The following is a 14,431-nucleotide window of genomic DNA, read 5'->3' on the forward strand; positions in this document are numbered from 1 at the left end:
GGGACGCATGTCCCTCGGGTCCCACCTGATCGAGCTTCGCAACCGGCTCTTCATCGCGGCGATCGCGATCGCGGTCTGCTGCGTCGCCGGCTGGTTCCTCTCGGACTGGGTGCTCGAGGCCCTCAAGGCCCCGATCGCCGAGGTCGCCCGCGATCAGAACAAGACCGCGGTCCTCAACTTCGAGACGATCACCGGCGCGTTCGACCTCAAGCTCCAGATCGCGATGACCATCGGCATCGTGATCGCGAGCCCGGTCTGGCTGTTCCAGATCTGGGCGTTCCTCGTCCCCGGTCTGACCGGCAAGGAGGTCCGCTACGGCCTGGGCTTCATCCTCACCGCGATCCCGCTGTTCTTCGCGGGCTGCGCCTCGGGCTGGTTCGTCTTCCCGCACATCGTCGAGCTGCTGACGAGCTTCACCGGCTCGGACGCGGCGAGCGTGCTCAGCGCGAAGACGTACTACGACTTCGTGCTCAAGCTCGTGCTGGTCGTCGGCATCGCCTTCGTGCTGCCGGTCTTCCTGGTGCTGCTGAACTTCGTCGGCATCCTGCCCGGCTCGCTGATGATCAAGTCGTGGCGTGTCGCCATCATGGTGATCGTGCTCTTCACGGCGATCGCCACCCCGGCGGCGGACCCGATCTCGATGTTCCTGCTGGCGATCCCGATCACGATCCTGTTCTTCGCCGCCTGCGGCATCGCGATCCTGCACGACAGGCGCGTCGCCAAGCGGCAGATCGTCTTTGACGGCAGTCCCTCCGACCTGCCGGTGTGACCGGCGCCACTCCCGCCGAGCGCTTCGCGGCGTTCCGCACACGACAGGGCCACGCGAGGGTCGAGGCGTTCCGCTCGACCCTCGCGTTCGACCTCGACCCCTTCCAGTACGAGGCCTGCAGCGCGCTCGACGACGGGCGGAGCGTCCTCGTCGCCGCACCGACCGGTGCCGGCAAGACGGCAGTGGCCGAGTTCGCCATCCACCTGGCGATGCAGGATCCGAACGCCAAGGTCTTCTACACGACGCCGATGAAGGCGCTGAGCAACCAGAAGTTCCAGGAGTTCGTCGAGGACTACGGAGCGTCCGAGGTCGGCCTGCTCACCGGCGACTCGAACGTCAACGCGCGCGCCCGGATCGTCGTGATGACGACCGAGGTGCTCCGCAACATGCTCTACGCGGACTCCGACCTGCTCCGCGACCTCGCCTACGTCGTGATGGACGAGGTGCACTACCTGGCCGACCGCTTCCGCGGCGCGGTCTGGGAGGAGGTCATCATCCACCTCCCGCAGTCGGTCCGGCTGGTGTCGCTCAGCGCGACCGTGTCGAACGCCGAGGAGTTCGGCGACTGGCTGCAGACCGTCCGCGGCGAGACCGAGGTCATCGTCTCGGAGGAGCGGCCGGTGCCGCTCGACCAGCACGTCCTCGTCGGCGGCAAGCTGCTCGACCTCTTCGACTCGTCCGGGCGCGCGGCGACCAACCGCGTCAATCCCGAGCTGGCGCGCCTCGCGCAGGGCGGCACCCGCGTCGAGCGCGGCGGTCGCGGCTCCGGTCGCGGCCGGGGTGGCGGCGGCGGTCGCTTCCACGAGACCCGCACCGAGGACCTCGTCCCGCGCTCCGAGGTGGTCGAGATCCTGCGCGGCAAGAACCTGCTGCCGGCCATCTTCTTCGTCTTCAGCCGCAACGGCTGCGACCAGGCCGTTCGTCAGGTGCTGCGCTCGGGCGTCCGGCTCACCGAGCGGCACGAGCGCGACGAGATCCGCGCGATCGTCGAGGAGCGCTGCCGGACGATCCGCGACGAGGACCTCGCGGTCCTCGGCTACTGGGAGTGGCTCGACGGGCTGCAGCGCGGCGTCGCCGCGCACCACGCCGGCATGCTGCCCGCGTTCAAGGAGGTCGTCGAGGAGCTGTTCCTCCGCCGCCTGGTCCGAGTGGTCTTCGCCACCGAGACGCTCGCACTCGGCATCAACATGCCCGCCCGCACGGTCGTGCTCGAGAAGCTCGAGAAGTTCAACGGCGAGTCCCGGGTGCCGATCACCCCGGGCGAGTACACCCAGCTGACCGGTCGCGCCGGCCGCCGCGGGATCGACGTCGAGGGCCACTCGGTGATCCAGTGGCGCGGCGGGATGAACCCTCAGGCCGTGGCCTCGCTCGCCTCGCGCCGCACCTACCCGCTCAACTCGTCCTTCCGGCCCAGCTACAACATGGCGGCCAACCTGATCGACCAGTTCGGCCGGGCGCGCACGCGCGAGATCCTCGAGTCCTCGTTCGCGCAGTTCCAGGCGGACCGCTCCGTCGTCGACCTGGCGCGTCGCGTCCGGCAGCAGGAGACCTCGCTCGAGGGCTACGTCACCGCGATGCAGTGCCACCTCGGCGACTTCGAGCAGTACGCCGCGATCCGCCGCGAGATCGGCGAGCTGGAGCGCCGCGGCGCCGTCCGCGGCGAGTCCGCATCGCACAGCGAGCGCGAGAAGCGGCAGGGGCAGCTCAGCGATCTGCGCCGCCGGATGAAGGCGCACCCCTGCCACGCCTGCTCGGATCGCGAGCAGCACGCCCGCTGGGCCGAGCGCTGGTGGAAGCTGCGCAAGGAGACCGACGAGATCGAGCGGCAGATCCGCTCGCGCACCGGCGCGGTCGCTCGCATCTTCGACCGGATCACGGACGTGCTGAGGGAGCTCGGCTACTTCCGGCTCGACGAGGCCGGCGAGCTGTCCCTCACCCCGAACGGCCGGACGCTCAAGCGCATCTACGGCGACCGCGACCTGCTCGTGGCCGAGTGCCTGCGCAAGCAGGCCTGGACCGAGCTCGACCCGGCCGGTCTCGCCGCGATGGCCTGCTGCCTGGTCTTCGAGCCCCGCCGCGAGGAGGGCACCCTCGGTGAGAAGCACCTCCCGCGCGGCACCTTCCCCGAGGCGCTCGAGAAGACGCAGCTGCTGTGGGCGAAGCTCGACGACGTCGAGCGCGACCACCGGCTCCCGGGCAGCAACCCGATCTCCACCAGCCTGGCGCTGCCGATGAACATGTGGGCGCGCGGGATGCCGCTCGACGCGGTCCTCCGCGAGTCCGACATGGCCGCCGGCGACTTCGTCCGCTGGGCGAAGCAGACGATCGACCTACTCGACCAGCTCTCGCTCGTGGCCGAGGGCAAGGTCGGGCGCGCGGCCCGTGCCGCGCTCGAGCTCGTCCGGCACGGCATCGTCGCCTACTCGACGGTCGCATGAGGGCGATGATCTCGGCGCCCACCGGGCGCACGGCACCGCTGTGGCTGGCGATCCCGCTCGCAGCCCTCGGCGGGGCGACCCTCGACCGCGGCTTCCCCGACTCCGACGTCTGGCCGCTCGCGATCGTCGGCACCGCCGCGATCCTGTTCGCGCTGGCCGGCCGCGGCTTCTGGAGCGGTGCGCTGGTCGGCCTGGTCGGCGGTGCGGTCTTCTGGGGTGTGCACATCCAGTGGCTGACGCTCTACCTCGGCCTCGTGCCGTGGGCGGCGCTGGCAGGGCTGCAGGCGATCTTCTTCGCGCTCTCCTCCGGCCTGACGGCGATGCTGCTGACGCGGGGGCAGCGGGTCTGGACCGGGCCGCTCGGCCGGATGATCGGGCTGCCCGCGCTGGTCGCTGCGCTCTGGGTGGGCCGCGAGACGATCACGATCCAGTGGCCGTACGGCGGGTTCGCCTGGGGGCGGCTCGCGCTCTCGCAGTCGACGGGGCCGCTCGCGGACCTCGCCGCCTGGGTCGGCTTCTCCGGCCTGAGCTTCGTGGTCGCGTTCCTCGCGGCGACGCTGGCGCAGGCGGTTCGGACGACGTCGGTGCCGGCCTCGGGCCGCGCGGCCGTCGTCGCCGGCTTCTCGATCGTGGCGCTCGTCTTCCCGGCCTGGCCCGCGCCGACCGAGGGGACGACGCGGATCGCCGCGGTGCAGGGCGACTCCGACGCGGGTCTGTTCTCGCAGAGCTACCGCGGGCAGATCCTCGAGGACCACACCTCCGCGACGCTGCCGATCATCGACGAGGACGTCGACATGGTGGTCTGGCCGGAGAACGGCGTCGACGTCGATCCGACGCGGAACGCGCAGTCGGCCGCCGTCCTCGACTACCTCAGCAGCCGGATGGACGCGCCCTTCATCGTCGGGACGATCACGAACCCCTCCGACGACGTCTTCTACAACAGCTCGCTGCTCTGGAAGGCGGGGGAGGGCGCGACCCAGATCTACGACAAGGTGCACCCGGTGCCGTTCGCCGAGTACATGCCGGACCGCGCCTTCTGGCGGATGTTCGCGCCCGACCTGGTGGACCTGGTCAGCCGCGACTACTCGATCGGCACCCGCTCGAACGTCTTCGACATCAACGGGATCCTGGCGGGCATCGCGATCTGCTTCGACATCTCGGACGACTCGCTGACGAACGCCATGGTCGACGGCGGGGCGCAGCTGGTGCTCGCGCAGACCAACAACGCCGACTTCGGGCGGACGGACGAGAGCGTCCAGCAGCTGGCCATCGCGCGGCTGCGGGCGATCGAGACGGGCCGCAGCGTGGTCAACATCTCGACGGTCGGCACGAGCGCCATCATCGCACCGGACGGGTCGACGATCGACTCGCTGGAGTGGTTCGAGCCGGGTGCGATGGTGGACGAGGTGCCGCTCGCCTCGGTCACGACCCCGGCGCTGGTCTGGGCGCGGAACCTCGGCTGGTACTTCCTCGCCGCGAGTCTCATCGGGCTCGTGTCGTTCGTGCTCCGAACGCGCGAGCCGCGGCGCCGCCGCTAGCGCTCGATCCGCGTCCGGGCACGAAGAAGGGTCCGCCGGCCGGCGAGGACGCCGGCCGAGCAGGACCCTGGGGCGCTATGCGCCGATCTTGTGCTCTCCGCGACGGGCGCGGAGGTAGGCGAGGCGCTCCTCGAGCAGCTCCTCGAGTTCCGCACGGGTGCGGCGCTCCAGCAGCATGTCCCAGTGGGTGCGCGGTGCCTTCTGCTCGCCCCGGTCGACGACGACGGGCTTCGAATCCACCAGCAGCACGGCCTCGTGGCCGCAGTTGCGGCACTCCCAGGTCTCGGGCGCTTCGGCGTCGGCCGAGAACACCATGTCGGTGTCGTGGCCGCAATCCGAGCAGTGGTACGTGAACGTCGATCGCGGTGAGAAGACGACGCCTTCTTCGCTCTGCAGGCTCTGTGAGCCGAGCCTCATCCCGCGCAAGCTTCGATCTGCCATTGTGTGGTCTCCTCTCGCTGTGCTCCGACAAGTGTCGACCGCGGACCTGGGGGTGGTCCGGGGAGGCCTCCGTTTGCCAGAGGATCGTCAGGTGAACCGGGCTTCTCCAGCGTGATCGGAGGGGCCGTCGTCGCGGCCTGAAGCACCGTCCACGGCGGTGCGGGCGAGGTCGGTCCGGTCGGTCACGAGGCCGTCGACGCCGAGGTCGAGGAGGGCGCGCATCCGCCGCGGATCGTTGATCGTCCAGAGGTGGATCTCGGCTCCGGTGATCCGCAGTCGCGCGAGGATCCGGGGCGCGGTGACCCGCAGTCCGGCCGCGCGCTCGGGGACCTGGAGGGCGTCGATGCCGCGGAGCGCCCGCCGGACGAGGGACGGGGACCCGAGGTGCGCGCCGACGAGGGCGGCGACGAAGCGGGGGGCGGAGGCGGAGGTCGCGACCCCCGGGAGCCGCCGCACGGCCGCGCGGCGTCGCGACTCCGAGAAGGAGGTGATCAGCACGCGGTCCCGCGCACCCGCGGCGCGGACCGCCTCGACCACCGGGGCGACGGCCGTCCTCGCCTTGACGTCGATGTTGAAGCGGGCGTGCGGGAGGAGGCGGAGCGCCTCGGCGAGGGGGAGCAGCCCTTCCCCGGAGGGCAGGACGAGATCGGCCAGCTCCTCCCAGCGGGTGGTCTCGATCCGATGGCGGACACCTCGCTCGTCCGCGACCTCCTCGTCGTGCACGAGCACCGCGACGCCGTCGAGCGAGGCGCGGACGTCGGTCTCGAGCAGGTCCGCGCCCGCGGCGAGGGCGCGCTCGAAGGACTCCAGCGTGTTCCCCTCACCGCCCGGCGCGAAGCCGCGGTGGGCGATGACGCGCGGCCGCCGGCCCAAGAGGAACGGCGGCCGCGTGGTCGTCATGGCGGAGGAGCCCTAGAAGGACGGGGCCGGGGGAGTCTTCCCCGAGCCGTCCTGCTCGCGCTCCGGCCGGGTCGGCGAGTTCTTGCCGAACGCCTGACCCATGCCCTTGAGCGCCTCCGTGAGCTCGCTCGGCACGATCCAGAGCTTGTTGGCGCTGCCCTCTGCGATCTTGGGCAGCATCTGCAGGTACTCGTAGGCGAGCAGCTCGTTGTCCGGGCGGCCCTCGTGGATGGCGGAGAAGACGGTGGTGATCGCCTTCGCCTCACCCTCGGCGCGGAGGACCGCGGCCTTCGCATCACCCTCGGCCGCGAGGATCGCCGCCTGGCGGTGTCCCTCCGCGTTCAGGATCTGCGACTGCTTCGTGCCCTCGGCGGTGAGGATCACCGCGCGGCGGTCGCGCTCGGCGCGCATCTGCTTCTCCATCGAGTCCTGGATGGAGATCGGCGGGTCGATCGCCTTGAGCTCGACGCGTCCGACGCGGATGCCCCACTTGCCGGTGGCCTCGTCGAGGACGATGCGCAGCTGGCCGTTGATGTTGTCGCGGGAGGTCAGCGCCTCCTCGAGGTTGAGCCCGCCGACCACGTTGCGGAGCGTGGTGGTGGTGAGCTGCTCGACGGCACCGAGGTAGTTGGCGATCTCGTAGGTCGCGGCCCGGGCGTCGGTCACCTGGAAGTAGACGACCGTGTCGATCGAGACGACCAGGTTGTCCTCGGTGATGACGGGCTGCGGTGGGAAGGAGACGACCTGCTCGCGCAGATCGACGGACGGGCGGACCCGGTCGATGAAGGGGATCACCAGGTTGAGGCCCGGGAGGAGGGTGCGGTGGTACTTGCCCAGGCGCTCGACGACCCCGGCCGTGGCCTGCGGGACGATGCGGATGGCCTTGAACAGCACCACCAGGGCGAAGAGCACGATGACCGCGATGATCACCGTGGTCACGACTGCTGCGGTGTTCACGAGGAGCTCCTTTCGGCGGGGACGACGACCGCGGTCGCGCCCTCGATGGCGGTGACGACGACACGTTCGCCGAGACCGAGCGGACGGGATTCGACGAGCGGGGACAGCTTGAGCGTCCACGTCTCGCCGTTGACGAGTTTCACCTGGCCGGGGCCGGGCCCCGCGATGACGACGCTGCCGGCGAGGCCGAGCAGCGCGTCGGCTCCGGTCGGCGTCGGGTCGCCGCCGCGCTTGAGCAGCCGCAGCAGCGGGGGTCTGACCAGGAAGAGCAGCAGCACGGCGAGGACCGCGGCGACCGGGACCTGCACCCAGAACGGGGCGCCGGCGAGGCCGGTCGCGAGGCCGCCGATGCTGCCGACCGCGAGCATCAGGAAGGTGAACTCGAGAGTGATCATCTCGACGATCACGAAGATCAGGATGAGGGCGATCCAGAGGATCCAGGCGTACTGAGTCACTGCGTCCATGCGGTGCTCCTTCCCCTTACGAGCACGGGAGTCAACGGTAGCAAGGGGGGCTGGGAGGGGAGTGGGCGGCGCGGGACCGGCGCCGGTGGCGGTGGCTTGGTAGGCTCCTGCGTCGGGCCGTGGGCCCGTCACCCGTGCCCGATCCGGCTCCTGCGCCGGCGTCCTGGAGGATCTCCTCGTGTCCAACCCCCTCGCTCCCGGCTCGCTCGACGGCAAGCGCGTCCTCGTCACCGGCTCCTCGCGCGGCATCGGCGCCGACACCGTCCGCTACTTCGCCGAGGCCGGCGCGAGCGTCGTCGTCAACTACCGCTCGAAGGCGCCGCGCGCGACGAAGCTCGTCGACCAGATCACCGCCGCGGGCGGCTCGGCCTTCGCGGTGGGCGCCGACCTCACCGACGCGGAGTCGCGGACCGCGCTGTTCGCGGAGATCGAGGAGAGGCTCGGCGGTCTCGACGTCCTCGTGCTGAACGCCTCCGGCGGCATGGAGAGCAACATGGGCGAGGACTACGCGATGGTCCTCAACCGCGACTCGCAGGTCGCCACGCTCGAGGCGGCGCTGCCGCTGCTGGGCGAGGGCTCGCGCATCGTCTTCGTCACCAGCCACCAGGCGCACTTCATCCGGACCACGCCGACCATGCCGGAGTACGAGCCGGTCGCGCTGTCCAAGCGCGCGGGCGAGGACGCCCTCCGCGAGCGGATCCCGGCGCTGACCGAGCGCGGTGTCGAGTTCGTGGTCGTCTCCGGCGACATGATCGAGGGCACCATCACCGCGACGCTGCTCGAGCGCTCGAACCCCGGGGCGATCAGCTCGCGTCGCGAATCGGCGGGCAAGCTCTACAACGTCGGCGAGTTCGCGGCCGAGGTCGCCCTCGCGGCGGTCGAGCCGATCCCCGCCGAGAACACCCGCCTCGTCGGCGACACGGCCGACTTCGCCTGACTCCGGCGCCTGAGGGGCGCGTCCGGCGTTGCAGGGCGGAGCCTCATCGGGTTCGGCACCGCCCTGCGGGACCAGGACGTCCTGATGCTGTTCGCAGCGGCGGCCGCGGCGGATTGGTCGGGATCCCCGAGCGGTCAGCGGGTCGCGGTCGTCCTCGGGTCGGTCACGAACCTGATCGCGGGGAGGCCGGCCAGCTCCGGCGACACGCAGGCGAGGACCTCGGCGCAGTGGTCGACGGACCGCCGGCGCAGGAACGACCAGCACTTCAGCGAGGCGGGGCGGCGCTCCAGCGGCAGGTGCGCGGCCTCGACGAGGATCGCGGTGGGCGAGCGGTACAGGATCCGGACCGGGACGTGGATGCTGCGGCCGTCGAGCATCCACTCCGACACGGCCCGCAGGCGGCCGCGCTGCTGATCGACGCCGATGGTGAGGACGCTCCGGAAGTCCTCCGAGGCGGCTCCCATGCCGATCTGGAAGTCGCCGTCGGTGCCGTCGAGGAGGAAGGCGACGTCGAGTCCGCTCCGGTGACGGACGGCGAAGGTCGTGAGCGGGCGCGCGCTCTCGGGCGTCGACGCCGGGGCGCCGGTCTCGCGGGAGCGCTGCTGCGCGACGTCCACGTCCATGGGGGCACTCGTTCCGTCGGTGCGCGTCATCCTCGACACGCCCTGCTGCGAGTTTAGAGGCGGGCGCCCAGCCGTGTCCTCCTCCGCACACTCCGGCCGAGGGGACCGCCGCTGCGGACGCCGGTCACTGCTTCCCGGTCAGGGTGGTCAGCAGCTCCTGGATGCTCGTCTTCTCGGCGGCCGGGTCCGGGGTGCCGGCGCGGACGGAGGAGAGGACGGGGTCGATCTGCTGGTCGACGTAAGTCCACGTCTGGCAGTTCGCAGCGCTCAAGGCGGGCTCGGCGTCGTCCCAGGCGGTCTCGAGGTCGGTGGCGCGGGCTTTCGCGGCGGCCTGGTCGCCGCTGGTGACGAGGGCGAGGGTGTCGGCGGTGATCGTCTGGAAGTTCTGCACGTCGGCGGCCGGGAAGTCCGCCTGAACCGACGCCTGTGCGTCGGCCGCGGAGTAGGTCCCTGATGCGTCGCAGGCCGGGGCTGCGCCTTCCGGTGCCGGAGTGGTGTGCGGCTGGCTGTTCGTGAAGGCGAGCAGACCGACGACAGCGACGGCGAGGACCGCGAACGCGACGAGCGAGCGTCGCTCCCGAGCGACGGGCGGGTTGTGGTGCTCCTGAGCGCCCTTGTCGACGTCGGCCTTGCTGAGGGAGAGGTACACGACCGTGGCGAGGATGGCGAGCAGGAAGATGATGCTGGTGACGAAGGTGCCCAGGCCCAGGCCCTGTTCGTCGGGGGAGAGGCCCAGCCAGTCGCCGATGTTGGCGCCGAGGGGACGGGTGAGGATGTAGGCGATCCAGAACGCGAGGACGGGGTTCGCTCCGTAGCGCCAGAGTCCGGTGACGATGGCGATCAGGGCGAGGGGCAGGAGGATCGAGACGCCGGGGCCCCAGCCGGTGAGTTCGAGGGTCCAGTCGCCGAGGGCGGTGCCGAGCGCGAAGGTGACGAGGACGGTGAGCCAGTAGAAGGCCTCGCGCGGGGTGGTGTCGATGCTGTGGATGGAGAGGGTGCGCTCCTTGGAGTACCAGACGCCGAACACGATCGCGAGGAGCACGGAGAAGACGAGGGAGCTGGCCCAGAGGGGGACGCCGAGCTGGTCGGTGAGGATGTCGGTGAGCAGGGTGCCGGTGACGCTCATGACGACGACGGTCAGCCAGTACGCGGCGGGCAGGTAGCGGCGCAGACGCATCTGGATCGCGAGCACGACTGCGGTGACGATGATGAAGATCACGGCGGTCGCAATGAGGCCGACGCCGAGGACCATGTTGATCCAGTCGGCGAAGCTCTCACCGACGGTGGTGCAGAGGATCTTGATGATCCAGAACCAGATCGTGACCTCGGGGACCTTGCTGAGCAGCCGGTGCACCGGGAAGCGGGTCGTCGTCGTTGAAGTGTCCATGCCCGCAGAGTCCCAGCCGGGACGGGGGCGGCGGCTCGGGATGCGCCCTGCTGCGTTGTGTTTGCTCACAACGACCAGAAGCTCCGCGGTTCAACCAGGTCAGTACCGAGCCGATGGGCTGAGGTTCTGTGCTTTCACAACGGTTGCAGGGGAATCCTCTGCCGCAGGTGGACGTGCGTTCGTAGCGTGGACTCCTTCGGCGCGCTCCGCGTCGAGAGACGAGGACGACACTGATGCCGAACCGGGAACCCGTCACAGACGGTGCGATCGCGTATCGGGCGGCGCGACGCTGGCCGCTGATCTCGGCCGGCCTCGCGGTGCTGCTCACCGGACTCCTGGCCGCGCTGATCTTCTACCGCGAGCACGACAAGCCGTTCGGGTTCGACACCGCGTGGATGAACGAGGTCGTCGAGCACCGGTCCACGTTCTGGCTGGTGCCGTCGCTGGTGATGAACAGCCTCGGCGGCGGGATCGTCGGCACGGTCGTGGTCCCGCTCATCGTGTTCGTGACGCTGCTGGTCGGGCGCGGTCGGTGGGCGGCGACGTACTTCGCGATCGCCGCGCCGCTCAGTGGACTGCTGGTGCAAGTGCTCAAGAACGCGGTCGGGCGTCCGCGGCCGCTGGAGGTCCTCGTGAGCGCCGACTTCGGCTCGTTCCCCTCCGGCCACAGCGCGAACGCCGCGACGACCGCGATGGTCCTCGCGATCGTGTTCCCGCGGTGGTGGGTCCGCATCGCCGGCGCCGTGTACACGGTCGCGATGATGCTCAGCCGCACCTACCTCGGAGCGCACTGGATCTCCGACACCGTCGGCGGACTGCTGCTGGGCGCCGGAGTGGCGCTGATCGTCTGGGCGCCGCTCGCGGTCCGGCTGCACACCGAGCGCGTGTCGTCACCGCCGCCACTCCGGCGCCGCATCGCCCGACGGCGGGCCCTCAGCTGACGGCTCGTCAGGGTCGAGGCCTCACGACGTCGCCGCGGAGGATCGTCAGGAGCACGACGGCGACGATCGACCCGGATGCGATCAGGCCCGCGAGCACGACGATCTGGAAGACGCCCGCCGCGACGGGCGAGAGTCCGCCGAAGACGGCGCCGATGAACGCGCCGGGCAGGACGACGAGACCCGTGGTCCTGGTCTGGTCGGTCAGCGGCACCAGGCCGGTCCAGGCCGCCTCTCGCGCCAGGCCGAGCGTGGCCTGCCGCGGCCGGGCGCCGAGAGCCAGCCAGCCCTCGACCTGATCCCAGCGGTCGGCGAGCGTCGCGGCCAGCGCCCGCCCGGTGACGGTGGCGACGGTCATCGCGCCGCCGAGGAGGATCCCGCCGACCGCGAGGACGTAGCGGCCGGTGAACGGGACGGCCCCGAGCCCGAAGACGATCCCGCCACTCAGCGCGACGCCGGCCGCCATCGCTGCGGTGACGGCGAGGACCGTGCGGCGGGTGCGGCCGAGGCGACCGGACGCCGTGAGCACCGCGGCGCCGAACATGAGTGCGAGGAACAGGAGGACCCAGCGGACGTCCGCGATGACGCCGGAGAGGATCACGGCGAGGACCGCCAGCTGGGCCGCACCGCGCAGGATCGCCAGCGAAGGCCGTGCGAACGAGGCCACTCCGAACACGAGGAGCGCGACCGTGGAGGCCGCCGCGCAGATCGCGACGGCCGCGATCACGGCGAGCGGGGTCAGCTGGTCGATGGGCGTTCCTGGAGGACCCAGGTGTTGCCGTCGAGGTCGGTGAAGAAGACGAACGAGTTCCACTCGCCGCCGCGGCCTTCTAGGCGGACTCCGTCCTCGAAGTGCGTCACCGGGCTGACGTCCACCCCGCGTCCGGCGAGCTCGGCATGGGCGACGTCGATGTCATCGACGACGAGCTGCAGCCCTTCGAGACGGTTGGTGCCGGTCTTGAGCTGGATGCTGCTGTGCGAGCCGGGCGGGGTGAGCTGCACGATGCGCATCTCGTCGCTGATCCGCACGTCGAGGTCGAGGTGGAACCCGACCTGGTCGGCGTAGAACGCTTTCGCTCGGTCGACGTCCTCGACGCTGACGGGCACTACTTCAAGATTCCACTGCACAGGGTGCCCCTTCGAGGAAGTGATGGACGAGGCGATTCGTCGGTCGCCGTCCAGTGTGTCCGGCGGGAGGGCGCCGGGCAATCGGGTGTCAGCTCGCCGTGATCGTCCCGGTCAGCAGCAGCCCGGACACGACGAGGGCGAGGGCGACGCGGTAAGCCACGAAGACACCGAAGCCGTGGCCCGAGACGTAGCGCAGCAGCCACGCGATCGACGCGTACGCGACCACGAAGGAGACGACGGTGGCGACGAGGGTCGGGATCCAGCCGATACTCGCGCTGACCTCGGACGCGGCGGTCGCCGCTTCGTAGGCGCCGGCGGCGGTGAGTGCGGGGATGGAGAGGTAGAACGCGAACTTCGTGGCGGTCACTCGATCGAGGCCGCGGAACAGGCCTCCGCTGATGGTCGCTCCGGACCTCGAGACGCCGGGGATCAGCGCGATGCACTGCACGAGGCCGATGATGACCGCGTCCTTCCGGGTGATCGCGCGGCGGTCCTTGGTCTGGGCGCCGACGCGTTCGGCGACGAGCATCACGATGCTCCAGCCGAGCAGTGCGGCGACGACCACCCACAGGTTCCGCAGGCCCCCGCTGATGAGGTCCTTCCCGAGGAACCCGATGATCCCGATCGGGATCGACCCGAGGATCACGTACCAGGCGATCCGGTAGTTCGTCCGCTTGCGCTGCGTCGGGTGCCGCAGCCCGACGAACCATGCGACGGCGAGTTCGGCGATGTCCTTCCGGAAGTACAGGAGCACGGCGGCGATCGCGCCGACCTGGATGATCGCGGTGAACGCGGTCACCCCGAGGTCGTCGACCTTCAGGCCCATCAGCTTCTCGGCGATGGTGAGGTGCCCGGTGCTGGAGACCGGGAGGAACTCGGTCAGCCCCTCGATGATGCCGAGGATGATCGCCTGGAGGATGTCCATCGGGTCCGTTCCGGTCGGAGAGGAGTCGCGGGGGATCCCGCGAGCGCTTCCGAGAGTAGGGATCGTGACGGCCGTGCTCGGCCGGAATCCGGGTCGCTGTGTGCATCTTCAACGACCCCGGCGAACACCCCAGCATCCGATGCCGCACGCTCCTCGAGCATGACGGGATGACGCATCTCGCCGCCCCGCGCCGAACACCGCCCCTTCGACCTCGCGGCAGTATTCTCGCCGGACGGTACGTCGCCTCGACGGTGCCCGAGGCCACGGCGCTGTTCTGGATCCTCAAGGTGCTGACCACCGGGATGGGCGAGACGGCGTCGGACTTCCTGGCGACCGCGTTCGATCCGGTGCTCGTGGTCGGCGTGACCGGGCTCGCGTTCCTCGCGGCCCTCGCGCTCCAGTTCGCGGTTCGCCGGTACCTCCCCTGGGTGTACTGGCTGGCGGTGCTGATGGTGAGCGTCTTCGGCACGATGGCCGCCGATGTCCTGCACGTCATCGTCGGCGTCTCGTACCTCGTCTCCACGCTCGTGTTCGCGGCGGCTCTCGCGGGGGTCTTCGTCGTGTGGTGGCGGGTGGAGCGGACGCTGTCGATCCACTCGGTCACGACGCCGCGCCGCGCCCTGTTCTACTGGCTCGCCGTTTCGGGGACGTTCGCGCTCGGTACCGCAGCGGGTGACCTGACCGCCTCGACCCTGGGATTCGGTTACCTGCCCTCGGCCGTCCTGTTCGCGGTGATCATCACAGTGCCGGCGCTCGCGCACCGGTTCGCGGGGATGAACGCGGTCCTCGCGTTCTGGTTCGCCTACGTCGTCACCCGTCCGCTCGGGGCGTCCGTGTGCGACTGGCTCGCCGACCCCGAGAGCCGCAGCGGACTCGGGCTGGGCACCGGCCCGGTCACGCTCGCAGCCCTGGCGGTGTTCCTCCTCCTGGTCGCTGTGATCGCTCTCGGACGGAGACCGCGCGCCGGCACGTCGGCGCTCTGACGC

General features: G+C 70.5%; 15 protein-coding genes. 6 read left to right on the forward strand and 9 right to left on the reverse strand.

Annotated features, from left to right (window positions below; genetic code table 11):
• Positions 1 to 7 precede the first annotated feature (7 nt).
• Genes tatC through lnt form a run of 3 tightly spaced genes read left to right on the forward strand, consistent with a single transcriptional unit; the run spans position 8 to position 4,745 of the window.
• Entirely contained in the window at positions 8 to 769 is a 762-nt protein-coding gene (tatC, locus tag MT351_RS16835; RefSeq protein WP_243582735.1) for a twin-arginine translocase subunit TatC, read from the forward strand.
• Positions 766 to 3,207, forward strand: coding sequence for an RNA helicase (locus tag MT351_RS16840; RefSeq protein WP_132436206.1), 2,442 nt, complete (start codon positions 766 to 768; stop codon positions 3,205 to 3,207). Before tatC ends, MT351_RS16840 begins: the two co-directional genes overlap by 4 nt.
• A 5-nt stretch (positions 3,208 to 3,212) precedes the next feature.
• A complete protein-coding gene (lnt, locus tag MT351_RS16845) occupies positions 3,213 to 4,745 on the forward strand; it encodes an apolipoprotein N-acyltransferase (RefSeq protein WP_243582736.1) in 1,533 nt (510 codons plus the stop codon).
• Positions 4,746 to 4,820: 75 nt separating this feature from the next.
• Here lnt and MT351_RS16850 read toward each other — a convergent pair whose 3' ends face one another.
• From MT351_RS16850 to MT351_RS16865, 4 genes are all read right to left on the reverse strand, one after another.
• Positions 4,821 to 5,186: an RNA polymerase-binding protein RbpA gene (locus MT351_RS16850; protein ID WP_123446336.1), complete on the reverse strand. Its 366-nt coding sequence runs from the start codon at positions 5,184 to 5,186 to the stop codon at positions 4,821 to 4,823.
• An 87-nt stretch (positions 5,187 to 5,273) separates the two neighbouring features.
• Positions 5,274 to 6,086: a glycerophosphodiester phosphodiesterase family protein gene (locus MT351_RS16855; RefSeq protein WP_243582737.1), complete on the reverse strand. Its 813-nt coding sequence runs from the start codon at positions 6,084 to 6,086 to the stop codon at positions 5,274 to 5,276.
• Positions 6,087 to 6,098: 12 nt separating this feature from the next.
• The gene (locus MT351_RS16860) at positions 6,099 to 7,016 is read right to left on the reverse strand and encodes an SPFH domain-containing protein (protein WP_374204785.1); all 918 of its coding nucleotides are present in this window, start codon (positions 7,014 to 7,016) and stop codon (positions 6,099 to 6,101) included.
• A gap of 23 nt (positions 7,017 to 7,039) precedes the next feature.
• The gene (locus MT351_RS16865) at positions 7,040 to 7,507 is read right to left on the reverse strand and encodes an NfeD family protein (RefSeq protein WP_132436202.1); all 468 of its coding nucleotides are present in this window, start codon (positions 7,505 to 7,507) and stop codon (positions 7,040 to 7,042) included.
• Between the two features lie 178 nt (positions 7,508 to 7,685).
• Here MT351_RS16865 and MT351_RS16870 point away from each other — a divergent pair, with 178 nt between their 5' ends.
• A complete protein-coding gene (locus tag MT351_RS16870; RefSeq protein ID WP_243582739.1) occupies positions 7,686 to 8,444 on the forward strand; it encodes an SDR family oxidoreductase in 759 nt (252 codons plus the stop codon).
• 134 nt (positions 8,445 to 8,578) lie between these two features.
• Here the strand turns inward: MT351_RS16870 and MT351_RS16875 are convergent, their stop codons facing one another.
• Both MT351_RS16875 and MT351_RS16880 read right to left on the reverse strand, forming a co-directional pair.
• Positions 8,579 to 9,067 (reverse strand): hypothetical protein, encoded by a 489-nt coding sequence (locus tag MT351_RS16875; protein WP_243582740.1) that lies wholly within the window; start codon positions 9,065 to 9,067, stop codon positions 8,579 to 8,581.
• A gap of 124 nt (positions 9,068 to 9,191) precedes the next feature.
• Positions 9,192 to 10,454 carry a hypothetical protein gene (locus MT351_RS16880; protein ID WP_243582741.1) on the reverse strand — a complete coding sequence of 421 codons (1,263 nt, stop codon included), beginning with the start codon at positions 10,452 to 10,454 and terminating at the stop codon, positions 9,192 to 9,194.
• 233 nt (positions 10,455 to 10,687) lie between these two features.
• On the opposite strand from MT351_RS16880, the gene MT351_RS16885 reads away from it, so the two are divergent.
• Positions 10,688 to 11,395 carry a phosphatase PAP2 family protein gene (locus tag MT351_RS16885; RefSeq protein WP_243582742.1) on the forward strand — a complete coding sequence of 236 codons (708 nt, stop codon included), beginning with the start codon at positions 10,688 to 10,690 and terminating at the stop codon, positions 11,393 to 11,395.
• Between the two features lie 7 nt (positions 11,396 to 11,402).
• On the opposite strand, the gene MT351_RS16890 is transcribed toward MT351_RS16885, so the two are convergent.
• The 3 genes from MT351_RS16890 to MT351_RS16900 form a co-directional block, all read right to left on the reverse strand.
• Positions 11,403 to 12,119: an ABC transporter permease gene (locus MT351_RS16890; protein ID WP_243582743.1), complete on the reverse strand. Its 717-nt coding sequence runs from the start codon at positions 12,117 to 12,119 to the stop codon at positions 11,403 to 11,405.
• Between the two features lie 11 nt (positions 12,120 to 12,130).
• Positions 12,131 to 12,499 carry a VOC family protein gene (locus MT351_RS16895; RefSeq protein WP_243582744.1) on the reverse strand — a complete coding sequence of 123 codons (369 nt, stop codon included), beginning with the start codon at positions 12,497 to 12,499 and terminating at the stop codon, positions 12,131 to 12,133.
• A gap of 109 nt (positions 12,500 to 12,608) precedes the next feature.
• Positions 12,609 to 13,445, reverse strand: coding sequence for an undecaprenyl-diphosphate phosphatase (locus MT351_RS16900; RefSeq protein ID WP_243582745.1), 837 nt, complete (start codon positions 13,443 to 13,445; stop codon positions 12,609 to 12,611).
• 167 nt (positions 13,446 to 13,612) lie between these two features.
• Here MT351_RS16900 and MT351_RS16905 point away from each other — a divergent pair, with 167 nt between their 5' ends.
• Positions 13,613 to 14,428 carry a hypothetical protein gene (locus tag MT351_RS16905; protein ID WP_243582746.1) on the forward strand — a complete coding sequence of 272 codons (816 nt, stop codon included), beginning with the start codon at positions 13,613 to 13,615 and terminating at the stop codon, positions 14,426 to 14,428.
• Positions 14,429 to 14,431 lie beyond the last annotated feature (3 nt).

Origin of the sequence: Rathayibacter sp. VKM Ac-2926, from assembly GCF_022815565.1 — a bacterium.
Taxonomy (GTDB): domain Bacteria; phylum Actinomycetota; class Actinomycetes; order Actinomycetales; family Microbacteriaceae; genus Rathayibacter; species Rathayibacter festucae.

What these genes read in the sequence shown, in the direction of transcription:
- tatC (WP_243582735.1), top strand. Translation starts at nt 8, where the DNA reads ATGTCCCTCGGGTCCCACCTGATCGAGCTTCGCAACCGGCTCTTCATC.
- lnt (WP_243582736.1), top strand. Translation starts at nt 3,213, where the DNA reads ATGATCTCGGCGCCCACCGGGCGCACGGCACCGCTGTGGCTGGCGATC.
- MT351_RS16850 (WP_123446336.1), bottom strand. Translation starts at nt 5,186, where the DNA reads ATGGCAGATCGAAGCTTGCGCGGGATGAGGCTCGGCTCACAGAGCCTG.
- MT351_RS16855 (WP_243582737.1), bottom strand. Translation starts at nt 6,086, where the DNA reads ATGACGACCACGCGGCCGCCGTTCCTCTTGGGCCGGCGGCCGCGCGTC.
- MT351_RS16865 (WP_132436202.1), bottom strand. Translation starts at nt 7,507, where the DNA reads ATGGACGCAGTGACTCAGTACGCCTGGATCCTCTGGATCGCCCTCATC.
- MT351_RS16875 (WP_243582740.1), bottom strand. Translation starts at nt 9,067, where the DNA reads ATGGACGTGGACGTCGCGCAGCAGCGCTCCCGCGAGACCGGCGCCCCG.
- MT351_RS16880 (WP_243582741.1), bottom strand. Translation starts at nt 10,454, where the DNA reads ATGGACACTTCAACGACGACGACCCGCTTCCCGGTGCACCGGCTGCTC.
- MT351_RS16885 (WP_243582742.1), top strand. Translation starts at nt 10,688, where the DNA reads ATGCCGAACCGGGAACCCGTCACAGACGGTGCGATCGCGTATCGGGCG.
- MT351_RS16900 (WP_243582745.1), bottom strand. Translation starts at nt 13,445, where the DNA reads ATGGACATCCTCCAGGCGATCATCCTCGGCATCATCGAGGGGCTGACC.
- MT351_RS16905 (WP_243582746.1), top strand. Translation starts at nt 13,613, where the DNA reads ATGACGCATCTCGCCGCCCCGCGCCGAACACCGCCCCTTCGACCTCGC.